The organism is Chitinivorax sp. B, assembly GCF_005503445.1.
Lineage (GTDB): Bacteria > Pseudomonadota > Gammaproteobacteria > Burkholderiales > SCOH01 > Chitinivorax.
The window spans coordinates 48,843-72,429 of sequence record NZ_SCOH01000015.1 but is presented as its reverse complement, the minus strand read 5'-3'; the positions used below and the strand labels follow the sequence as shown (position 1 = coordinate 72,429).

General features: G+C 55.8%; 19 protein-coding genes. 10 read left to right on the top strand and 9 right to left on the bottom strand.

The genetic code is table 11. The annotated features are described in order from the left end of the window. Nucleotides 1-7: 7 nt before the first annotated feature. Together FFS57_RS11240 and FFS57_RS11235 are read right to left on the bottom strand one after the other, a co-directional pair. Nucleotides 8-1,117 carry an STM4014 family protein gene (locus FFS57_RS11240; RefSeq protein ID WP_137937890.1) on the bottom strand — a complete coding sequence of 370 codons (1,110 nt, stop codon included), beginning with the start codon at nt 1,115-1,117 and terminating at the stop codon, nt 8-10. An 8-nt stretch (nt 1,118-1,125) separates the two neighbouring features. Further along, on the bottom strand, nt 1,126-2,040 hold the full coding sequence (locus tag FFS57_RS11235) for an STM4015 family protein (protein ID WP_137937889.1): 915 nt from the start codon (nt 2,038-2,040) through the stop codon (nt 1,126-1,128). 512 nt (nt 2,041-2,552) lie between these two features. Between FFS57_RS11235 and FFS57_RS11230 the strand changes: the two genes are divergently transcribed. The 6 genes from FFS57_RS11230 to bla all read left to right on the top strand — a co-directional run bounded on the left by FFS57_RS11230 (nt 2,553) and on the right by bla (nt 8,116). Then, the gene (locus FFS57_RS11230) at nt 2,553-3,308 is read left to right on the top strand and encodes a substrate-binding periplasmic protein (RefSeq protein ID WP_137937888.1); all 756 of its coding nucleotides are present in this window, start codon (nt 2,553-2,555) and stop codon (nt 3,306-3,308) included. Between the two features lie 107 nt (nt 3,309-3,415). Next, complete coding sequence (locus FFS57_RS11225; protein ID WP_137937887.1) at nt 3,416-4,132, top strand: alanyl-tRNA editing protein; 717 nt, start codon at nt 3,416-3,418, stop codon at nt 4,130-4,132. A gap of 178 nt (nt 4,133-4,310) precedes the next feature. Then, entirely contained in the window at nt 4,311-5,912 is a 1,602-nt protein-coding gene (locus tag FFS57_RS11220) for a peptide chain release factor 3 (RefSeq protein WP_137937886.1), read from the top strand. Nucleotides 5,913-5,917: 5 nt separating this feature from the next. Further along, on the top strand, nt 5,918-6,700 hold the full coding sequence (locus FFS57_RS11215) for an AraC family transcriptional regulator (RefSeq protein ID WP_171013844.1): 783 nt from the start codon (nt 5,918-5,920) through the stop codon (nt 6,698-6,700). 80 nt (nt 6,701-6,780) lie between these two features. Continuing rightward, nucleotides 6,781-7,233, top strand: coding sequence for a DUF2269 family protein (locus FFS57_RS11210; protein ID WP_137937884.1), 453 nt, complete (start codon nt 6,781-6,783; stop codon nt 7,231-7,233). 133 nt (nt 7,234-7,366) lie between these two features. Further along, on the top strand, nt 7,367-8,116 hold the full coding sequence (gene bla, locus FFS57_RS11205) for a subclass B1 metallo-beta-lactamase (protein ID WP_137937883.1): 750 nt from the start codon (nt 7,367-7,369) through the stop codon (nt 8,114-8,116). Between the two features lie 26 nt (nt 8,117-8,142). Here the strand turns inward: bla and FFS57_RS11200 are convergent, their stop codons facing one another. The 7 genes from FFS57_RS11200 to FFS57_RS11170 form a co-directional block, all read right to left on the bottom strand. Next, nucleotides 8,143-9,006, bottom strand: coding sequence for a phosphatase domain-containing protein (locus tag FFS57_RS11200; protein WP_137937882.1), 864 nt, complete (start codon nt 9,004-9,006; stop codon nt 8,143-8,145). Nucleotides 9,007-9,024: 18 nt separating this feature from the next. Continuing rightward, on the bottom strand, nt 9,025-10,152 hold the full coding sequence (locus tag FFS57_RS11195) for an MGDG synthase family glycosyltransferase (protein WP_171013842.1): 1,128 nt from the start codon (nt 10,150-10,152) through the stop codon (nt 9,025-9,027). An 89-nt stretch (nt 10,153-10,241) separates the two neighbouring features. Beyond that, complete coding sequence (locus FFS57_RS11190; protein ID WP_137937880.1) at nt 10,242-11,414, bottom strand: DUF3322 domain-containing protein; 1,173 nt, start codon at nt 11,412-11,414, stop codon at nt 10,242-10,244. After that, a complete protein-coding gene (locus FFS57_RS11185; RefSeq protein ID WP_137937879.1) occupies nt 11,411-14,779 on the bottom strand; it encodes an ATP-binding protein in 3,369 nt (1,122 codons plus the stop codon). The genes FFS57_RS11190 and FFS57_RS11185 overlap by 4 nt, the downstream gene beginning before the upstream one ends. Further along, a complete protein-coding gene (locus FFS57_RS11180) occupies nt 14,772-15,377 on the bottom strand; it encodes a DUF4194 domain-containing protein (protein ID WP_249383972.1) in 606 nt (201 codons plus the stop codon). Before FFS57_RS11180 ends, FFS57_RS11185 begins: the two co-directional genes overlap by 8 nt. Before the next feature lie 17 nt (nt 15,378-15,394). After that, nucleotides 15,395-16,849, bottom strand: coding sequence for a DUF3375 domain-containing protein (locus FFS57_RS11175; RefSeq protein WP_137937877.1), 1,455 nt, complete (start codon nt 16,847-16,849; stop codon nt 15,395-15,397). A 480-nt stretch (nt 16,850-17,329) separates the two neighbouring features. Then, complete coding sequence (locus FFS57_RS11170) at nt 17,330-18,430, bottom strand: 3-deoxy-7-phosphoheptulonate synthase (RefSeq protein WP_137937876.1); 1,101 nt, start codon at nt 18,428-18,430, stop codon at nt 17,330-17,332. 547 nt (nt 18,431-18,977) lie between these two features. Here FFS57_RS11170 and FFS57_RS11165 point away from each other — a divergent pair. The 4 genes from FFS57_RS11165 (at nt 18,978) to FFS57_RS11150 (ending at nt 23,587) form a co-directional block, all read left to right on the top strand. Next, on the top strand, nt 18,978-20,183 hold the full coding sequence (locus FFS57_RS11165) for an isochorismate synthase (protein ID WP_137937875.1): 1,206 nt from the start codon (nt 18,978-18,980) through the stop codon (nt 20,181-20,183). Further along, entirely contained in the window at nt 20,180-21,814 is a 1,635-nt protein-coding gene (locus FFS57_RS11160; RefSeq protein ID WP_137937874.1) for a (2,3-dihydroxybenzoyl)adenylate synthase, read from the top strand. Before FFS57_RS11165 ends, FFS57_RS11160 begins: the two co-directional genes overlap by 4 nt. 101 nt (nt 21,815-21,915) lie before the next feature. Further along, nucleotides 21,916-22,797 (top strand): isochorismatase family protein, encoded by an 882-nt coding sequence (locus tag FFS57_RS11155; RefSeq protein ID WP_137937873.1) that lies wholly within the window; start codon nt 21,916-21,918, stop codon nt 22,795-22,797. A gap of 13 nt (nt 22,798-22,810) precedes the next feature. Further along, the gene (locus tag FFS57_RS11150; protein ID WP_137937872.1) at nt 22,811-23,587 is read left to right on the top strand and encodes a 2,3-dihydro-2,3-dihydroxybenzoate dehydrogenase; all 777 of its coding nucleotides are present in this window, start codon (nt 22,811-22,813) and stop codon (nt 23,585-23,587) included.

Below are 23,587 nucleotides of genomic sequence, written 5' to 3'. Positions count from 1 at the left end.
CGGGCTTTCAAAAAGGGGCTATCACACCGGGCACAGCGGCAAACAAAGCAGCCACCTGTGCTTCATGTACGGTTTTACCTCGCCACTGCAGCTGCGGCAACCAGTCGCCGAATGCATTGACTTCCAACACGTGGCAACGTCGCTCGGTGACAATCATGTCAATGCCCGCCACATGGCTTTCGGGAAAACAAGCAGCGACAAGGTCTGTCGTCGCCTCCATGCGCTCGATGGCAGCCAGGGACAAATAATTCTCCACACTGCCGCGCTGATTGCCCAAGTGCAAATTGGTCATCGGGTGGTGAGACAGCCGCACTACCCGATGAGTCGGTTGACCGGCCAATGTCACCATTCGAATATCAAAGCGTTGATTTCCAGATCGCGGCTTGGGTACCCAGGCTTCGGCGTACAACGCATTGGGCGTCAGCGCATCAATCAGTACTGCCACGGCCTGATCGCGATAGCGCCGAATATGTAGCGAATTGAACAACTGCGGCGTCGGGCTGGTTTGCATCTCGACTGAGGTGGTAGCGGCAAAACGGCCTCTACCATCGGTTTCCAATGCCACGACACCCGATGCCGACGACCCATAACGCGGCTTGACGAAGACCCGTCGTATTGCCTGTTGTTGCATCTGTGCCTGCAGATCGGCAAAGCCGGTGACCGCCCCAAGCAGTAATGGCGTATCTATACCATGCTGTTGCAAACGCTGCTGGCAGGCCAATTTGTCACACATGGCCAAAATGGTGGCAGGCGGGTTCACACAACGAACCCAGGGACGTTGCCACAACGCGACTTCCAACTCCCGCAATGCGTCGGCAAAACCGCGGAACCACCAGGCACTATGGGCCAGCTCTCCATGTCTTAATGCTGGTGGTGTTACTTGCCCACTGGCGGCGGCACCACGGGCAATCAATACATCCGACATCTGTTCAGCCTCGCCCGGGGCTTCCAATTTCAACCAACATGGAGCCTGCAGCGCTGCCAACAACATGGTCGGGTCGGTCAACCAGTCACGATAGGACACCACGACAGCGGGTGGCAAATGTTGCGCCACCAACACCTGCTGCAAACTGGTCACGCGCGGATGGGCTGGATGGGCCAATAACACCAACCGCATTCGTCGCGTTACTCGCCCACTGCCACATAGCGCCAGTCATCCTCTTCAGCTTCTTGCTGCTCGTCTGCGATTACCTCAATTGGCAGTTCGGTCAGTTTTTCCATCCACGCATCGCTCATGTAGTGATGCGATACATCCAGCCGTTTCAGGGAACGCACATATTCACTATTGAACAATGCCTCGGCCCCAATGTCGCTCAAGGTCCCCATCGACAAATCGAGCGTCTCTAGCTTGGCCAACCAAGGCTGGGTGGCGACATAGATCGCGACCTCATCAGCAATTTCGGCATCTTTCAGGCCCAGATAACGCAAGCGCGAGGCATCCAATGTTGTCAGCAATTGCTCATATGGCTTGATTCCACCATCAAAGCCATAGTCATCCGTCCCCAGCCACAGTTCCAGATGATCCAGTTTGGGCAACCGGGATTTCGCCAGATTGTTGACAATGTCTGATGGCAAACCACCGCATTCAATGGTCAGTTGACGTAGATTAGCGTGCTCGAATGGTTCGATCTCCAATGAACTGGAACCACGAATACGCAAAACTTCAAGCTGCGGGAAAGCATCCAGCAATGGCTTGTAGCGACCCTGAATGATCCACGAGATTTCACACTCTTCATAGGTGATATCACCGACAAACAACGCACGCAACGCCGATAGCTCGGCACTGCGTTCAACCAGTAAATCCAGTACCGGCTGGGGTGATGACTCGTAAGCGTCGGCCCAGATGCCGATGATCAGGGCATCCAGCTTGCTCTTGTCAGCCAGGTCCAGAAACTGATTCAGCAGATCCTCCACCGAAGTCTCGTCATCATATTCAACGGCAATGCGATACACCGTGGTATCCAGCAACAGTGGTTCGTCTGGACGGAAATCGGCCACCTTCTTGCCATGGAATATTGTCTGATGATCACCAATGGTCATACGCCCCCCCGAATAACATAGTGGAAAAATCCCGTTGCAGACCAGTCCTGGCAATACAAGCCCGGATGGCACGTCCACAAAGCCTTGCTGGCGAGTTTAACAGACTGTAATAGCCGACACATTGTCGCGGCCATTTTTCCAGCAAGATTAAGAAAACGGTAGGTTCATCAATGTAAATAATTAAATTGATTAAATTTTAGAATTCTTTAATGTTCATATACACGGATAAGATTCAATGCCAGGGTTATCCCCTGCCCTGATCGACGCGCCAATGCCCTATCTGCTTTTCGTGCAGCCCAATGTGGGCCGCCTATGCTAAACGCCTATGTGACCAGCTTTCCACCTAACACACCTCCCCAGAATAACGTAAATCCATATATATCCGTAGTGAGTATTCAAATCATGAGCAGTTCAAATAAATATTCCCTGAGAATTTTCAGCAAACCACATTAATCCAATGGCATATCGGTTAATATAGGTCATTGGATTAGGGCAAGACAATTGAGGTCAAAATGATACGCCGCAAGGCCATATTGAGCCTGGCTTTGCTACCGGGCTGCTTACCGTCGTGGCTGGCTGCAGCACCAGAAACAGAGGTGCTGTTGCTGAAGCAGACATTCAACAAGGAGGGCGCCGAAGGCCCGCCGCCGCGTTTTCAACAAGCCCTGTTTCACTACCTGGAAAAAGAACTGGGCCTGCGCTTCGATATCCAGCCCTACCCTTGGAAACGGGCACAGGCACTGGCTGAGCAGGGCAAGGGATTGATCTGGGGAATGTCCGCTACGGCCGGACGCAGGGCATTGTTCGATTTTTCAGTCCCGGTGCGTACCAACGACATCTGGATGGTTACCCGAGCTGGTGAGGGCTTTACCTGCCAAGGGATTGAGGATTTAAGCGGCAAGGTGGTCAGTGTGTTTCGGGGCAATGTGTATGGAGATGCATTCGAACAACACCGTGGCCGACTGTTCCACGTTGAGGAAGACATCGATTTCACCAGCATTCGCTTGCGAAAACTCATGGCGCGCCGTGTCGATGTAGTGCTGCTCAGCACCCACAACAAGACCCGCGAACAAGTCCAGCACATGCTGGATAAATTGTCGGATCGACCAGGCCAGGTTACCGTGCTCGACAAACCGCTGATCAAAGATCCCGTTCATTTTGCCTACGCCAAACACGCCAACAAGCAGGCATTGCTGGCACGTATCAATGTCGCCATCAACAAGGCACGGGTACGAGGGGACTTGAACCGTTTCGCCAGCCCCGGCTGACAGATCCAACCAGTACACCATCACACGCAGTTTCCCGCCAACTGTAACTACACGCGGGCTTGGGGGCAGGCTACGATCAGTGACAACTGATCAACGGAGCCCCTGCCATGACCCAATGCCTGTTTCGCGACGATGCTTATCTGACTTCCTGTGATGCCGAGGTGATCGCCATCGACGAGCGTGGCATCCAGCTTTCCCATACTGTGTTCTACCCACTAGGGGGCGGCCAACCAGGCGACACCGGGCAATTGCAACATGCCGATGGACGGATCGTTCGCATTACCGATACCCGCAAGGGCGAAGGTCTCGACAGTATCGTTCACATACCAGCACCGGAGAGCCCCAGCCTGCGAGTCGGGGATCGAGTCACCGCCACCATCGATTGGGACCGACGCTATCGCCTGATGCGCATCCACACCGCACTACACCTGTTGTCTGTTGCATTGCCCTACCCTGTCACGGGTGGACAGATTGCTGAAGACAAGGGCCGACTGGATTTCGATCTACAAGGCGAGCAACCCGACAAGACCACCGCCGCCGCCTTCTTGAACGCACTGATTGAAGCCGCCCACCCTGTCAGCACACACTGGATCACCGACGAAGAACTGGATGCCCAACCGGAACTGATCAAAACCATGTCGGTTTCCCCACCGCGCGGCGTTGGCCGTGTCCGCTTGCTGAAAATCGGCGATATGCAGCAAATCGATCTGCAACCCTGCGGCGGGACACACGTGCGCAACACACAAGAGATCGGCCCCATGCTGGTACAAAAAATTGAAAGCAAAGGCAAGCAAAATCGACGTGTGGTGATCACATTTGCCTGAAAGATTGGAGTGATCAAAAAAATCCTTTCAAATCAATCCATCCGATTATCGGTACCGCAAGCCCCTGGCCCAGGCAGGGGCTGCATACCGGCCTGGACAATCATGATCAGCGGCAACATGGAATAAGTCGCTGAATAAGCGTTATAATGCCGCCCTTTTCTCCCTCCGGCTGTTTTCCATGTCCGAACATATTGCCAACGAAGTGGCGCGTCGTCGCACCTTCGCCATCATCTCCCACCCCGATGCGGGTAAAACCACGCTGACCGAAAAACTGTTGCTGTTTTCGGGCGCCATTCAGCTTGCCGGTACCGTAAAGGGTAAGAAAACTGGCAAATTCGCGACTTCCGACTGGATGGAGATCGAAAAACAACGTGGTATCTCGGTTGCATCCAGTGTGATGCAGTTCGACTATCGCGAGCATGTGATCAATTTGCTGGATACCCCAGGTCACCAGGACTTCTCGGAAGATACCTACCGCGTACTGACTGCAGTCGATTCCGCACTGATGGTGATCGACGCTGCAAAGGGCGTGGAAGAACAAACCATCAAGCTGCTGAATGTGTGCCGTCTGCGCAGCACACCGATTGTCACCTTCATGAACAAGTATGACCGCGAAGTGCGTGACAACCTGGAGCTGCTGGATGAAGTGGAAAGCGTATTGAAGATCCAGTGCGCGCCGATCACTTGGCCAATTGGCATGGGTAAGGTCTTCCGCGGGGTGTATCACCTGCTGAACGACGAAGTGATGTTGTTCACCCCTGGTGAAGACAAAGCGGGTCAAGGTGTGGCCGAAATCATCAAGGGTATCGACAACCCTCGTCTGGATGAACTGTTCCCGCTGGAAATCGAACATACCCGTAATGAGCTGGAACTAGTACGGGGTGCCTCCCATCCGTTCGATCTGGAAGCGTTCCTGGCGGGCAAACAGACGCCAGTATTCTTCGGTTCCGCCATCAACAACTTCGGTGTACGCGAAATCCTGAATGCGCTGATCGATTGGGCGCCCGCACCTTGCGGCCGTGATGCCACCGTACGCATGGTCAACCCGGATGAGCAGAAATTCTCCGGCTTTGTGTTCAAGATCCAGGCCAATATGGACCCGAAACACCGTGACCGTATTGCCTTCCTGCGCGTGTGTTCCGGCAAGTTCGAACGCGGCATGAAGATGAAGCACCTGCGCTTGGAACGCGATGTGGCCGCCAACTCGGTCGTGACTTTCATGGCATCCAGTCGCGAACAGGTGGAAGAGGCCTACGCCGGGGACATCATCGGCGTACCCAACCACGGCAATATCCAGATCGGCGATTCATTCTCTGAAGGCGAGCAACTATCGTTCACCGGCATTCCGTTCTTTGCCCCCGAGCTGTTCCGTAGTGTGCGTATCCGCAATCCGTTGAAGCTGAAACAACTGCAAAAAGGCTTACAACAATTAGGTGAAGAAGGTGCGGTACAGGTCTTCAAGCCCTTGTCTGGTGCTGACATCATCCTGGGTGCGGTAGGCGTGTTGCAGTTCGAAGTGGTGAAGAGCCGCCTGGAGAATGAATATGGCGTCGATGCCATTTTTGAATCATGCTCGATCTATACCGCACGCTGGGTAAGCTGTGAAGACAACCGGATGCTGGCAGATTTCGAGAAAAACCTCGGCATGAATCTGGCACGCGATGCAGCTGACAACCTGACCTATCTGGCACCCAACCGCGTCAATCTGGCGCTGACGGAAGAACGTTGGCCCAAAGTACGGTTCCATGCAACCCGCGAACACGCAGCCAAGCTGAACTGATCGCCATGGCAGCGCCGGTTACATCCCCTCCCGCGCTGTGCTCATCTGTTCGTGCCCTGCATCGCATTGATGACGGGCACGATAGCGAACCTCATATCCATTCCTATGGACAACTTGTCCATATCCTGTCTGGCGTTCTGCACGGTGAAAGTCATGACCGCCGTTGGCTCCTGCAGGCCGGTACTGCCATCTGGATACCACCCGATGTAATCCATAGTGGCCATGCAGCTGGTCAAATATGCTCCCAGGTCATCTATCTGTACGCCCCCAACTGGCTGGCCCGCTTGCCCACGACTGCGACATTGATCCGTGTCAGCCCATTACTGCACGAGCTGCTGGCAAGGGCAGTGACCCTGACAGAACATAGCCCACTGACTGATGCGGGTTACCGACTGATCGACGTATTGGTCGATGAAATCGTCATTGCGCCACATGACACCATGGTACTCGATATGCCACGGGATGCCCGCCTCAAGCGCATCTGCAACACTTTGGTGACCAACCCTGCCGATGTACGAACATTACATGATTGGGCTAATCAGGTTGGCGCAACTGAACGTACCTTGCGGCGGTACTTTCTACGAGAAACCGGGTTGAGCTGGCTGCAATGGCGACAACGCCTGCAACTGCGACTGGCCCTGATCTGGCTGGCTGAGGGATTACCCATCCATCAGATTGCCGAACGTTTGGGCTACGACTCCAACCAAGGTTTCAGTCATTGGTTCAAGCGCCATACTAGCTTGACGCCCATCCAATATCGACAATGTAATTTGTCCGATTTGATATAAAAGCTGTCCGATAGCCCAATTTCGGCCCAATACGCCACAACGTATGCTGCAGGTCAATTCAATCACACAAGCCTGCTGCCATGATCTATCAACTCCTGAAACTTGCCCACATTCTGGCTGCCATTGTGGGTGTCGGGCCGGCACTACTCTACCCGATACTTGCCCATCGTATCGCCAGTCAGCCAGAGCGAGCCGAGCATTGGCTCATACTACTCAATATGGCTGAACGTTGTTACAACCTCGCTGGCATGTTGCTGGTAGCCAGCGGCATCGGCTTTTTATGGCTAACGGATGGCTTTTATCTGACCCAGCCCTGGCTGTGGGGTGCCGGGCTGTTGCTACTGATCGACAATCAGTTGGAACGCTTGCTACGCGTGCCGACGGTAGCAGCTTTACAAGACATGGTGACATATGGAATCCGTCCTGCTTCATGGCGAACCGCATCCCGACAATTGCTGATATGGGCTTGGTGCAGCACCAGCCTATTGACCGGCGTGATAACACTGATGGTCATGCGTCCCTCGCTACCATAGGCTGATGACGAACAGCTTCAATCTCATTCATGGCTGATTACCAGTCAGCAGTGACAGACGTTACACGTGCACATCCTTGGTCTATGCCATTTGCTGGCTATGATGATGTTTCTTTTTCAACACGTGACTCACCATGAACTTTCTACACCGCATGCTGCTTATCCTGTCGTTCTCATACTTTGGACTATTCCAAATCGCCCAGGCCGACGAGCCCGTGACAGCACTATCCGAAGATGTCCGTGTGACCCCGATGATGCCGACAGTGTGGCGCCACATCACCGATGAGATCATGGATGGCGAGCGAATTCCGGCCAATGGCCTGATCGTACAGACCGGCAAGGGCGTAGTCCTGGTCGATACTGGCTGGAACAACGATCAGACCGTCTTATTGTTGAACTGGATCAAACAGACTTTGAAGCAACCAGTCATTGCAGCCGTCGTGTCTCATTCCCATAACGATCGCATGGGCGGTATCGACACTTTATTGCAGCAGAATATTCCGGTCTACGCGCATGCCAAGACTGCAGATATTGCCAGGACAAAAGGCCTGTCAATCCCGACACGTGTATTTCAAGATACTGTTGATGTCACCCCCGACATTCAGCTGTTCTATCCAGGCGCCGGCCATGCGCCGGACAATATCGTAGTCTGGTTACCCAAACAGGGGTTATTGTTTGGTGGCTGTCTGATCAAGGCCGGGAATGCCACCACCTACAACCCAGTCAGCGATTCTGATATCAACGCCTGGCCTGTGTCGATGCGCCGCATCAAAGCGCGTTACCCGAAGGCGAAATGGGTCATCCCAGGACATGGTGAAGTCGGCGACGGCAAGCTGGTGGATCACTCCATCGCCCTTGGTGACAACACGGCACCGCAGCGCTGACCCCAATCAACCCGGTTGCTACAAGCTCAAACCGATAACGGCGCAACATATCGCTGCCCGGCCGACAACTCGCTTGCTGGGCCGGGCATGACGTGCCGAATCCACACGGACTCGATACGATCAGGAAATTGCTGTTGCAACTCGGCATAGGTTGCCGGGTCCCGCTCACCATCGTCGCCGATCAGCACAAATTTCACTTCGGGGAAAGCATGCAGAATCTGCGTGATCCGCTCCAGCTTGTATGCCTGTTGCTTGAACAGCGGGTCTGCACTATGGCGACTGACTTCCTTCAACATCAGCACCCCTTGCGGAAACTGGTGCCTGGCCAGAAAACGTCGCAAGCTGTCTGTCAGTTGCCTGGGTGTTGCCGAGACATAAAACACTGGGCTGAGTGCTGGATTGGGATTGACTGCCAGCAGCTGACGATAGAAGGCCGGCATGCCGGACACAACCAGACGGGCTTCTGGCGGTAACGTCAATGCATGCTTGACCAGCTTTCGCTTGCTGAAGATATCCGAAATCAGAATCGTGTCATCGATATCAGAAATGATGCCGACCTGGTTATGTGGGTCCGGCACCAGCACATGGGCTTGGCTGCTATGCGGAATGGTGCTGCTGATAGGGTACCAACCTGGTGAAAGTGGTAAAGGTTGATTTGCGGACAAACTCCAATACCCGTGTTCGTCTGCTCGGGTAGCCCAATGCAGCCCACCTACCGACCAATTGACCGGGCCGTCGGCACTGCTGGCCAACAGCATGCGCAGTGTACGATAGGTGCTACGCAGCCGGCCACTCCCGGCTGCAGCTGGGCGATGCGTATCCGCCGTCAAGCGCCCGGAAAAACGATAGCCTCCCAAGGTGGCCCAGCCGTCATCAATAATATTCTGCATACCAGCAATCGCTCTGCATCAACCGTCCACCAACTGCTGTAACAGGTGGTCAGCAATGTGCATGGCAGCTTGTGGCCGGGCAACACGACGAGCGTGATGCTGCATGCTGGCCAGTTTTTCAGCGTTACTGAACAACTGGGTGAAGAACCAGCGTGCATCGGCTACATCATACAGCCGCACAGCCGCGCCTTCCTCCAGCAGGTGTTCACAGTTGCGTTGTTCCTGGCCTGGGATCGGCGCCACCAAGGCCATTGGCTTGCCCTTTGCCAGGATTTCGTTGGTGGTCAGCCCACCGGGCTTGGTCACCACCAGGTCGGCCGCATCCATCAGCTCATGGATATTGTTGACGAAGCCATGGACTGTTACGGGCGTCTTCAACGTTTGCGCTCGTTCATGACAAGCCGCTTCAAGTTCGGCATTGCGGCCGGCAACCACCACCAGGCTCAGGCCGCAGTCCTCACCTTCAAACGAGTTCAACATGTCCAGCAACGGCCCCACCCCAAACCCACCAGACAGCAACAGCACGGTTGGCCGCTCCGGCAAACCCAATTGGGCACGCATCTGCGGGGCCGACGTCTGCTGCGCAAAGATCGGATCAACCGGAATACCTGTCACGCTGATACGTTCTGGTGGAATCCCTTTGCATTCCAACTCGCGGGCACTGGCTGCATTGGCAACATGATAATGATCGATATGCGGATAAACCCAGAATGCATGTGGGCTGACATCGGTGATCACCGCATGCACCGGCGTGGTCAGCTTGCCACGCTGCTTACGATCGGATAGCAGTTCCAATGGCAGAAAATGTGTACACAGAATCACCTTGGGGTTCGTTTCTGTCAGCAAGTCCTTGAAGCGACGGCTGTTCGCCTTGTCGAACAACAACCGTGTACGCGCAGTCTTGCTGTCTGCCGCTCGCATTTTGTCGTGCTTTTCGTATAGATACCCCCACAACCTGGGCGCATGCTGCACCAGATCGATGTAGGACTTCACATACATCTTGCGGAACAGGGAACTGGTGCAGGCCAGAATATCAGTCACCTGGACATCGGTCTGGTCATTTGCCAGCAATGCAGCCGCCACAGCCTGTGCAGCACGCGTGTGGCCAGCCCCGGCGGTAGCATGTAATAGAAGAATGGAAGCCATGATAGGAAACGTCCAATTTTGCTGGGGAATTGAGCTGCGTTGCAGCATAGCAGACGTCACATGACACGGCCATAGCGGGCCAACATGCTCTATAGCTTACCCAGTGCAGTTTGTAGCCAGGCAAACCCCACCTTTTCCTGTTCCAGCCGCAGATCTACCTGAATATCGTTGTCACGCAGCTGGTCGTAGATCACTTTCTCCTGATCCGTCAGCCTGGGCAAATCATGCCGTACCGGGTTGGGCTCCTTGCCCCAGGCCGATTGATGCGCATGCAGCGTGGCGCCATCCATCAACAACGATTCGACATGGGCAAAGCGACTGCGTAACTGATCCAAAATGGCAAAACCGTGGGTGTCGATGTCACCCCAGTAATGCACAGTGCACCGGTTCAACCACTTGGCTCCAGCATGCGCGTCCCAACCGTATCCTGCACCGAAGATAACCAAGCTGCCCGGCATATCGGGAAAAGCCAGAAAATTGATTTCGTTTTCAGTAATGAACACCCGCCTTACCGGTAAATCCAACGCTGCGAAACTGTCCGCATCCAGCGTGATATCTGGCCGGGTCGCGCCAGGTAACATGATCAACCCATCATCCAGGGGGCGAAAGCGAACCCGTGCCGGTTTGTCGCGAAATCCATAGCGTGCCGCAAACTGTGCCACGCCGGTACAACCTGCCTCCACCGATATGGACGGCAACGCCAGATCCAGCCATTCCGACAGCACGCTACGATGGGTTTCGATGAACTTGCTGTCCACCCCTGGCAGATCAACCTGCCGCAAATAGATACCAGGCCGGGGATGGGCTTGCAGCCAGCCAACGATCGACAACAAACACGGCCACGCCTCAGCCAGTTCCAGCGCCCGTAACGGTCGTTTGGCAAGCCACGGCAGCAAACTGGGCTGGTGTTGCCGAGTCAGGGTAAGCAGTGCGGTAAACTGCCCCGCCTCCTGCTTGCGGCCGATCGCGCCCAGTGCGGCATTCAAATCATCGACCCAGGCAGTCTGCGGCACGGCATTGCTACCCAGCACCCTGTGCGACACTTGACGCCATTCAATACGGCACCAGGTCAGGGTACGCAAGGCGGCGATCCAGTTGCGTACAGCCTCAAAGTGATCAGACAAGTCCGCAGAATTCGGCGTTTTTAGCACCAGGCGTCGAGGATACAACGCCTCCCCCGTAACCAGGGCTGCAAGCAGCTCACCACGATCCCACCATCGCTGTACTTGCGCACAGAGATCGGCCGGTTGCGTCCAACTCATTGCAGCAGCCTCGCCTTCTCGTCCTGATAGGCCTCAATGGACAGATTGCGCAACTTGGAAGCCCGCCCATACTCGTTATGCACAAAGCCCACATGGGATACGAACGGCTCGATGATGTGGATTTTTTGCAGTGGAGTCACGATCAACAACTGTAGATTGAGCTTGGCGAATAGGCGCAGGCCATATTGGGCCGATTCATCCGAACCACGGCCAAATGCCTCATCGATCACCACAAATCGGAATGAACGCGAGCGTACCGCCCCCCACTCCAACCCAAACTGATAGGCGAGGCTAGCAGCCAGGATGGTATAGGCCAACTTTTCTTTCTGCCCACCCGATTTGCCGCCGGAATCCGAATAATGCTCATATTCAGTATCATCCGTCCGCCATCGCTCACTGGCGGCAAATACAAACCAGTTGCGGACATCGGTGACCTTTGCCGTCCAACGCCGATCTTGATCCGACAACCCATCACGGCCACGAAAGCGATCGATGATGGCTTTCACCTGCAGAAACTTGGCTTCGGAATACTGATTATCGTCCGATCCAGTCAATGTACCTTCGGTACAGGCACGCAGTTCACCCTGAAAATCTCGGATATCGGCATCCTGCGTCACCTGTAGAGCCAGTTCGATGTAACGCCCCGGATTGTAATCAATCTGCGTCAACGATTCGTTGATGCGGGCGATCCGTTCCTTGATGGTTTCCCGCTCCCGAGCCAACTGCGCGTTGAAGTTGGCGATCTCGTTGATGGTATTGACGTTGAGCAGCTCCTTGAAACGGGCTTCAAAACGTGGCAAATCGTCACGACCCAATTGCATCAGCAGGTTCTGGTACTCAAAGGCAGCATCGATGCTGGCGTCAAACTCGGCCGATTCCAGCTTGAAATGCTCCTTGAAGGCCATCATCGCCTGAATGATCCGATCTCGCAGCCGCTGCAGTTTTTGTGACTCTGCATCAATGCGCTTTTGCAGCCAGTCACGTACCTCCTGCTCACGGCCATCGCAGGATTCGACCGTCAGATGATGTTCACCCAACGCCTCTGCCCGCATGGGCTGCAATTTGTCGGTCAGCGCACTGCTGTCGGCTTCACCGGCCAACAAGGTATGTGTTTTGGCTTTCAGCACATCGGCATCGCTGCGCCGTTGCGCAAGCCTGGATCGCTTGTCTCGCGCCACGTCCAGTGTCGATTCAGTCTGCGCCAACCCTTCCTGAACCGCATGAAGCCGGCTGGTCAACTGCGTCAATACGTCAGATGCCGTTTCCAGCTGACGCAACTCATCGGTCAACGCGGCAATCTCGCTGGTCAGCACCGTCCAGTTCAGCTCATTGAAATCAATGAATTCCTGCAGGCGGGCCAAACTGGTCAAGCGTTCAGTCAAAGCATTCCGTTTGGCCTGTATCTGGCTGATGCGGCTGGCCGTACCTGCCAACATCGCTTCCATCTGACAGCACTTGGCGGACATGGCATCGATCTTGGCTGCGTTGGTCCAACCCAGCACATAGCGGCTGCGATCAGTAATCAGGTGCCGGTCATCTTTCTCGTGCCGCCCCGACGGATCTTTGATCTGTCCGGCCTGGGTCATGGCACGCGCCTCGCGCCGGAATTGATCCGGCGTAGTACAGCAGGCCACATCGAAGCGATGCGCCAGTTCGCGTTCCAGCCAGTCATAGAACGGTGAGTCGGGCTTGATGATCAGCTTGTGCACCAACGAATCACGGTGCAACATTGGCAACTCACTGCCACGTATCGCCCGCACCCGGAAATACACCAACCGGGCTTTCAGATGACTACGATCCACCCAATCCGCGACAGCCGCATAATGCTCGTCCGGGACCAATAGCGACAGGCCGAAGCTACGCAACAGGCGTTCTGCGGCACCTTCCCAGTCGCGCTCGTCGTCCCGCAGTTGCAGTAGCTCGCCTGCAAATGGCATTGCCACTTCAGTAATCCCCAACGCCGCACACAAGGCAGCACGGATACGGATCTGCTGATCGTCGATATTGCTTCGCCGCCGCTTCAGGCTGTCAATTTCAGCAGACAGTTCCGCGTGAGCCTGACGGCCTTGCCGCAAGGTGACCATGTTCTCGGTCAAGGTATTCTGCAGATCGGCGTCCTGGCTGGCCAAGGTTTCCTGCATGGCAACAAACTGTGCCCGTTGCGCCAAAAATGACACTTGATCCGTTGCCGCCGGCTCTCCAAGGTTGGTCGTGAGGGCCGCATAACGTTCGGCCTTTGCCTGGCGGGCGTTACGCAACGTTTCCAGCTTGTTGATCTCAGCTGCTAACCGGGCCAGGCGGTCACCGCCATTGTTTGCCACGGCTTGCTTCAGTTCGTCGATCTGGCTACGTTGCTGATCCCGGCGCTCATTCAGTCGCGACACCAACGCATCCAGCTTGTCCCATTCCGCTTGCAGCGCGGCCATCCGCTGCGTCAGCAAACCCAGTTTGAGGCGGCCGAAATAGGCTTTCAGTGCGTCTCGGCAACAGCGCAGCTCATCAATCTGCGTCACCATGGTTTCATGGCGTTGGCAATCGGCCACCAGCGGGGTCAACAGCACAACTTGATGTTTGGCCCTCAGCACGGCTTCATGAGCACGGTTCAGATCGTCGAAATGGGTGATCAGTGCCGAGATACGCGGCGCCACATCGAAGGGCTCCAACATGTGACTACGCACGAAATCGGTCAGATTCCCCACTGACTTCATCGACACCGTCTGGTGAAACAGTTCCAACGCCTGATCATTATCAATGCCGAAACGGCGCTTGAACCAGGCACAGTACTCTTTGAAGCTATCGTCGACATGCGCCCCCAGTTTTCGCAGCCGTTTACGCAACTGAGCAATGTCAGTGCCAAACTGGGTGAAATCACCAGCAATCGACAAGTCACGTTCCGCCCCCACAAAGAAGCGTGCGGGCTGGCCTTGGGGGTCTTTCAGCCAGAATACCTGCGCCACAGTGATCGTCTGGTTGTAACCTGCATTGTGGAACACGCCAAGAATGACCGAATATTGATTGGTATCGCGCAGACTGACTGGTTTGGCCGTACCGGTCACCTCGTTACGTTCGGATTTGTAATGCCCCAGTACGTACGAACGCAGCGTGCGTTCCTTGCTGTCCGCCCCGGCTGCCTTGTTGTAAGCAACACGGTTGGCCGGGACCAGCAGCGTGGTGATCGCATCGACCAGGGTGGACTTGCCCGAGCCGATGTCGCCGGTCAGGAGGCCATTTCGGCCATCCAGTGTCAATGTCCACACCCGGCCGTCGAAGGTGCCCCAGTTGTAGACTTCCAACCGCGTCAGGCGGAAGCCCGCCAGTGCATCGTCGGTGACAACATCGAGACCAGTCAGGCTTGGGTCATTCATCGCCAGCTCCTTCGCGACCTGCCAGCTGTAGCTGATAGGCGGCGAGCCTGCCGTCGAACTCGGCCAACCATTGGGCATCGATAAACGCTTTGAGTATCCGCCGCACTTCGTAACCGGCTGGGCCATTGGTGACCTTCAAACGGCGCAGAAAGCCAAGTTCCACCACCTTGTTCAGATGGGTTTCGATCTGGTCAATCAGTCGCGCTTCGTTACTGCTATCGGGCAAAAAGACTCGGATCAATTCGACAATCTCGTCACGAGACAGTACCAGCCGGGTGTCGTTGCCACCGGCATCGAACTCTGCCATTTTCTTGCGTAACAAGGCCAGCAACAGACTGACCGGAAACGACAATGGCCGTCGTACCATCAAGCGCGGCAACTTGGTCGCCGCTTCCTCAAGCTCGGGTCGAGCCCGAAGGAAGGCGTAGCCTTCCACCTCATCCAGCACCAGTTCCAGGCCCAACACTTGTATATAGTCACGCACCCGTGCCTGCAGATTAAGCAGCGCGCCCCACAGTCGTTCGTCCCCTTCGCGGTACAGCACCCCTTTAAGCAGCGTGATTGTCAACACTGACAAATCCGCACCGTTTGCCGGCATTTGTGACTCATCCATCCCTATCTCACAAAAATCATGCGGGGCAGCCGGGCGCGACGCACCGTGTGGCTGCCATCCGTTTCAACAATCTGCCAATCGATGGTATCGGTCACCGTTTCATCCACCATGGCCTTGAATGCATCACTCCCCAGTTGTAGATAGGCGACCAGTTCTGCCACCCCCTGTTGCAACGGAAATTGTGTCGTCAGCTCGGCAAGTGTCACTTGCGACCGGGTCTGTAATGCTTGGCGCACATGGCGAGCCAATTGGACACGATCCACCACCACCTGCGAAAACAATACGCCGGCATCCACGTCCTCAACTTCCCCTGATTCCAGCGTCACCGCTGCAATCAACGACTTATGTGCCGGGGTGTGTAAAGGTCGTTCCATTGGCAGCTCGATGTCGGCTGCAAAGTCATCGATCTGCATCAGTTCACCTTGTGGCGATACGCCACGTAGCGCCAGAGCACGCGATTCGATACTGCGCAGGATATCCATGATACGTCGGTTTTCCAGCCATGCCTGGTCGTCCAGAAAGCGCCGTAATTGTTGTGACAACTGTGCAACCATGCGCTGTGTGTGTTCACCCGCTTCCAGCCAATCGTAATGCACTCGCCGGGTGCGCACATCAGGTTTCAATTCCACCACAGGCGGCAACGCCAGCACCCGCTCCAGTAACTCGGACAACTCCTCCTGCCGCCGGCTTGACATCAGAAAGTCCCAAAATGCCCGAAAGCTGCGCCCCTGATCCGAGTCAGCGATGGCATCACGCTCGCCCATGATTTCTTCCAGCAGCGCCCCTTTGGCGCCTTCCCACAATGCAATGCGCTCGCGCACTCGGCGGTCCAGCTGGCGAAAGTTGTGTTCCACTTCCCGGAAATCCATCAGCAATTCGCGCGCCAATTGGTTGAATTGCTGAAAACGGTCCTTCAGCGCCGTATCGTCCAGCACGACCAGATCCCCTGCCGCCAGGCGTGCCATGTCGGCATCGATCTCGTCACGTCGTTTCTGAAGTTCTGCCATGCGTAGGGCCGGGTCAGTTTCGCTGCCCTCACTCATCTGCCGCAACAGATCAAACAAGGTCAGCAGACGGGATTCGGTACCCACGAAGCTGCGCTCCGCCAGCGTCGTCAACCAGGCAATGGCCTTTTCGGTAGCCGGTGTCAGGTCGAATTGTGGCTCATCCGACCCTTGTCGGTAGTATTTGCGCAACCACCCCTTATCCGGCGCGGCCCAGTCATTCAGATATTCCAGCGCCGATTTTGGGAAAGCATCCGCTCCCAGCCGTTCGCGCAGTGCAAACAATTCGTCCTCAAGCACTTCGGCCAGATCGGCCTGTGCCATGGCCCGCACATTGGGTAACACAAACACCCGTTGCAGAAAGCTACCAACCAGCGGTGCATGTGGCGACGCCAACAGCCGCCAGGCTGGGTGATGGGTTCGTAGGGTTTCCAGTGTTGAGTAATCCAGCATGAATCCGGCCCTACTCAATTACCGGCCACATTGGCCGGTGCATGCCTGTGTGCCCGCCCACTGGGCATTTTCAGCATCACTTGGCCGATTATCGTTTCGCTTTTTCATGCAACCTCTTGACAGTGGCTTCCCACTATGCAGGCGAATACCGCCAATTTCGCAGCCCAGCGACCAGGGACCACTATGCAACTACTGGACCAGCCCTTGCTGCCTGTTGATGCCAAGTTCAATAACGTGACGAAGACTATCGTAATTGGTGGGCCAGGTCGAGCAATCGGCCCGCCTTGACGTATTTGACAACCAACGCGTGGGTTGACTGAATCAGAAGTGGTGAACCTGTCCACACACTGGGGAAATGAAGACGATATGCAGCATGTTGTTTTGTAGCGGAGAGTTCAACAATGCAGGTACTGGCGGGCCTGCGTCCATGCAATTTTGTGCGCCATATGATGCTTTACCCCCTTGAGGGGGCAAAGCCATTCAGGCCGCGGATTCCAACAGACGCTCTGCCACAATCGGGCGCAACCGCTGGTGTGCCTGACGCAACATGGTCTCTGTGGTGGTCCAGTCAATGCAGGCATCCGTGATTGAGCAGCCATAACGCATCCGGTGACGTTCTGGCAGGACAGGCTGGCTACCAGCCTCGAGAAAACTCTCGACCATCACCCCCACAATCGAACGGTTACCCTGTTCAATCTGGTTGACCACATCCGCCATGACCAAAGGTTGGCGCTGCGGTTGCTTGTTGGAATTGCCATGAGCGCAGTCGATAACAATGTTGGCTGGCAAGTGGTGCTTGGCCAATACCGCTTCTGCCTGCATGACGCTGACCGAATCGTAATTGGGTCGGCCACCGCCACCGCGTAGAATCAAATGGCCATGGCGGTTGCCCGGGGTACGCAATACAGCCGTGCGGCCTTGCTCATCCACTCCCAGAAAGGTGTGAGAACGTGCCGCAGCAGACATGGCATGGATCGCAGTTTCCACATTACCATCGGTACCATTCTTGAAGCCAACCGGCGTCGGTAGACCCGACGACATTTCGCGATGTGGCTGTGATTCGGTGGTCCGGGCACCGATGGCGGTCCAACTGACCAAATCACCCAGATAGGGAGTTGAAAACAGGTCCAGTGCTTCTGCCGCCAGCGGCAAGCCCAATGCATTGACCTTCAACATCAGCTCGCGGGCCAAATACATTCCCTCAGCTATCCGACAACTACCATCCAGATACGGATCATTGATCAAGCCCTTCCAGCCTACCGTGGTGCGTGGCTTTTCGAAGTAAGTACGCATGACAACATATAAGGTATCGGAAAGCTCGTCTGCCAACGCGCGCAGACGTGCTGCATAATCCAGCGCCGCTACCGGGTCATGAATCGAGCATGGGCCAACCACCACCATCCAGCGTGGATCGCGACGATCCAGAATATCGGCCAACGTCCGCCGGCCCGTCAGGATGGTATCAAATGTGGCTGGGGTGCCAGGTAGGCTGGCGTGCAGTTCAGCCGGGCTTGGAATGGATTCAGCCTGCGCCAGCCGACTGGTCGCATGGGTTAGCGTCGCGGTCAGGTCTCGTTTCATGATTCTCTAGTCGCTATCGAATGAATTGATGTGCAACCCAGTGGTTACACAGCATTGCTTGCACAAACGGTGCACCGGTACTGTCATCGGTCGAAGCCAGTCAGTCTGGCATGGAGATATCAGGGCTGGATAGCCAGTACTTTCCCCAGCGTAACGCTGCCCGATCCAGGCAACACCTGATGGGCCAGCCCGCAGCGCGCATCATGTCTCATCGCTGGACTGACATGAACAGAAACCAATGACAGCCGCTGCTTTGCCACATCTAACGATGTGTGAATACAGGAAACATTTGCTTCCAATCATGCAGTACCGCAACAGCTAAGGCATTGCGGCAAATCAAGTGGCAACTATCATGCCAAATATTGCAATTAGCAGTCAATCTCATTTGCATTTGATAACAATTATCGTTTTGCTTTAATATGCCGGCATGCAGCATGGAGCAACCCATGTCCTGCCACCTATTCCGCCGACGTATTGCCACCGCATGCGTCTCACCCTGTTGGCACGCCGGTCCATCCGCGCCGGCAACTGCAATGAGGTTAACGTTATGAATGATCGCTTTCGCGAGGCTGCCGCACTTGCTTGCCGCCCAGCCGATCTGCTGAATCGATACCAACCTGGCTCCAATCTGTTCGTTTCCGCACAACGCGCTGTTCTCACCCACGGTGCCGAAACCATCCTGCGTCAAGCCACCCAGCAAGGTCTGGCTCAAGCCGCCACCGCGGTGTTGGCCGATGCCAGTCGTGATGGCCTGCCAGCCCCCATGCTGATTGGCGCCGTACCGTTTCGTGGCGATCAGCCCGCCCATTTGGTATTACCCGCTGGGGCCATGTTGGGTTTTGGCCTGGGTAGCTCGCCATTGATGGCAGAGCAGTGGCAAGCACCCATACCGCCGATCGGCCCATTGGCAGTACGCTGCACACCCAGCCCGGTTGGCTATCAGCAGCTGGTCAGCAATGCATTGAGCCAGATTCGCGACCGGCTGATGGAAAAAGTCGTGCTGTCGCGTTCGATGACGGTCGATGCAACCGTCGACATCCCCAGTCTGTTGGCTCGTTTGGCCATTCGCAGCCCACGCGGCTATACCTTTGCAATTGAACACGGTGAGACGCGACCCAGTACCTTGGTTGGCGCCAGTCCGGAACTACTGCTGTCACGTCGTGGCAAGCTGATCATGTCCAACCCGCTGGCAGGCTCTGTACCCCGCTCCGGCGACCCGGTTGAAGACCAGCGTCGCATCGAAGCATTGCAGCAATCTGCCAAGGATCGTCACGAACATGCACTGGTTGTGGATGCAGTAGCCGAAGCCCTACGCCCCTATTGCCGTAATCTGCATATACCCGTTGGCCCTTCGCTGCTGTCGACACCGACCATGTGGCATCTTTCCACCGAAATCACGGGCGAGTTGATCGATCCAGCTGTCAATTCGTTGGAAATCGCCCTTGCCCTGCACCCCACGCCAGCCATCGGCGGCTACCCGACTGAACCGGCACGTCAGTTCATTCTGGACCACGAGGGATTTGATCGCGGATTGTTTACCGGTCTGGTTGGTTGGTGCGATGCCAGCGGTGATGGCGAATGGGCGGTCACAATTCGTTGTGCCGAAGTCACCGAGCAGGACGTCACCGTGTTTGCGGGAGCCGGCGTGGTCGCTGGGTCCACCCCGCTTTCCGAATTGAATGAAACCAGTGCCAAACTGCGCACCATGTTGAGCGCCATGGGCCTGGAAGCCGCCTTGGAGCAAACTGCATGAGCCGCCTCCCATTAGCGGGCTTTACCGCATGGCCTGATGCATTTGCCCAGCGTTATCGGGAACTGGGTTATTGGCAGGGTGAAACCCTGGGCCAACTTTTGAAAGCCCGCGCTCATACTTTTTCCGATCGCACGGCACTGGTATGTGGTGAACGCCGCTGGAGCTATGCTGAGCTGGATCAGCACACTGATCGTCTGGCTGCAGGACTTCACAAGCTGGGCATTACCGCTCAGGACCGCGTCGTTGTCCAACTGCCCAATATCGCGGAATTCTTTGTCGCCTGCTTTGCGCTGTTCCGATTGGGGGCATTACCCGTATTCGCCCTGCCGGCCCATCGCAAAACCGAAATCACCCACTTCTGCCAGTTTGCACAGGCCCGTGCCTATATCATTGCCGATCAAGATGGGGGCTTTGACTACCGTACTCTGGCGCGGGAAGTAAAGGCGGTCGCCCCGAGCCTGCAGCACGTGATCATCGTGGGTGATGCACAGGAATTTGTCAGCTTCGACGCTTTATATAGTGAACCAGTCGCCTTGCCCGGCCCCAATGCTGACGAAGTGGCTTTTCTGCAACTGTCTGGTGGCAGTACCGGGCTGCCGAAACTGATCCCCCGCACGCATGATGACTATCTATACAGCGTACGCGAAAGCGCCACCATTTGCGGGTTGACACCAGACAGCATCTACCTGTGCGTATTACCGGTAGCCCACAATTTCCCGATCAGCTCGCCAGGTACGTTGGGTGTGTTTCATGCCGGTGGTTGCGTGGTGTTGGCCCGCCGCCCGGCACCCGATGATGCCTTCCCGTTGATTGCCCGCGAGAAGGTCACCATGACCGCCGTGGTCCCCCCCATTGCCATGATCTGGCTGGAAGCTGCACAAAAAAGGCCAGATGACCTCTCCAGCTTGCAATTATTGCAGGTGGGTGGTGCCAAATTCAGCGAAGAAGCGGCCCGCCGGATCAAACCGGTACTGGGTTGCCAACTGCAGCAGGTATTCGGCATGGCAGAAGGCCTGGTCAACTACACCCGCTTTGACGATGACGAAACCGTGATTGTCACCACCCAAGGTCGGCCAATTTCAACTGATGACGAAATCCGGGTTGTCGACGACGAAGACCGGGAGGTCGCGCCAGGTGAGACTGGCAATCTGCTGACACGTGGCCCATACACGATTCGTGGCTATTATCTGGCAGACGAACACAACACTCGAGCCTTCACCAGCGACGGATTTTACCGCACCGGTGATGTGGTTCGACGTCTGCCAAGCGGCCACCTGATTGTTGAAGGCCGTGCCAAAGACCAGATCAATCGCGGCGGTGAAAAGATTGCAGCCGAAGAAGTGGAAAACCACTTGCTGGCTCACCCTCAAGTGCATGATGCCGCTATCGTTGCCATGCCAGACGCCTATCTGGGTGAAAAGAGCTGCGCTTTCATCGTGACCCGTGGTGAACCATTACGTGCCATCGACCTGTTGCGTTTTCTTCAAGCGAGGGGCATGGCGCAGTACAAACTGCCAGATCGGATTGAGTTTGTTGATGCCTTCCCCAAAACCAGTGTCGGCAAAGTCAACAAACGCGTACTGCGCGAACGGATCGTGGCACAACTTGCACCCCAGACATCAATAACCTGACGATACCCAGAGTGGTCGGGTGCAATCCCGACCGACAAGTCACTCATTTTCAACCCGATACGATGCCCTTGCATTGTTCAAGCATTCAGATAACGAGAATCATGAGCATTCCGAAGATTGCCACCTACCCAATGCCCGCCGCTAACACCATGCCCACCAATCGCATGGACTGGCTACCCGACCCTAAACGCGCGGTGTTGCTGATTCATGACATGCAACAGTACTTCATCAACTTTTTCGATCCTGCTGCTGCCCCTGTTCCTGAATTGATCAGCAACCTACGGGCATTGCGTGATGCCTGCGACGCTGCCGGCATACCAGTTGTGTATACAGCCCAGCCAGGAGAACAACCGTTGACTGAACGCGGCCTGCTTCAGCCATTCTGGGGCCCCGGCATCACTGCCAAGCCGGACCAGACTCCGATCGTTGATGGCCTGACACCTCGCGAGCAGGATATCGTACTGACCAAATGGCGTTACAGCGCCTTCTACCGCAGCGATCTGCTGGAACGGATGCGGGCGCAGGGGCGTGACCAACTGATCATCGGTGGTGTCTATGCCCATATCGGCTGCATGGTGACAGCCGTGGAAGCTTTCATGTTCGATATCCAACCCTTCATGGTTGGCGATGCAGTGGCAGACTTCTCGGCCGATGAACATGCTATGGCCCTACGTTATGTCACCCAGCGCTGTGGCGTGGTAGTCAACACTACCCAGGCCGTGGCCGCACTGAAACCCGCAGCGAACCCATTACCAGGTAGCTATGAAGCACTGCGCGCTGAGATCGCCACGCTGCTGCAGATGCCTGCCTCCGACCTGATGCCGGATGACAACCTGCTATTGCTGGGACTGGATTCAATCCGCTTGATGAGTCTGGTTGAACAATGGCGGGCCGCGGGCAGCGAGACTGCATTTGTCGAGCTGGCCGAGAAGCCAACATTGGGTGACTGGTGGCAATTGATTCAACCACAGCAGCACACGTAACGAGGGCGTTTTGATGGAATTCACCGGCAAAATTGCATTGATTTCTGGCGCGGCACAAGGCATTGGGGCCGCAGTGGCCCATGCACTGGCAGCCGGTGGTGCCTATGTTGCATTGCTGGATCACCAGGCAGACAAGCTCGAAATGCTGGCCACTGACTTGCAGGCGCACGGCCACCAAGCCTTGGCCATACCAGCTGATCTGACGCAAAGTGATCAGATCAAGGCAGCGGTCGATCGGGTGGAACACCGGCTTGGGCCAATCGATATTCTGGTAAACGTCGCTGGCGTACTGCGTATGGCCCCCATACTGGATGTGACCGATGAAGACTGGCACACCACATTTGCAGTCAACACGAACGGCCTGTTTCAGTTATCCCAGTCAGTTGCACGCCGTATGGTCCCCAGGCGGCGCGGCGTGGTCATCACCGTCGGCTCCAATGCCGCATCAGTGCCGCGCACGCAAATGGCCGCCTATTGCGCATCCAAGGCGGCGAGTGCCCAATTCACAAAGTGTCTGGGGTTGGAATTGGCACAATTTGGCATCCGTTGCAACATCGTCTCGCCAGGCTCGACCGATACCAACATGCAGCGCATGCTGTGGACTGGCCCGGAAGGCCCGGCAGCTGTACTGCGCGGTTCGCTGGAGCAGCATCGACTAGGCATCCCGTTACAACGAATTGCCAATGCGACGGACATTGCCGATGCGGTGTGCTTTCTGGCCTCTGACCGTGCCCGCCACATCACGCTGCATGACTTGAGGGTAGATGGTGGCGCCACGCTGGACGCCTGA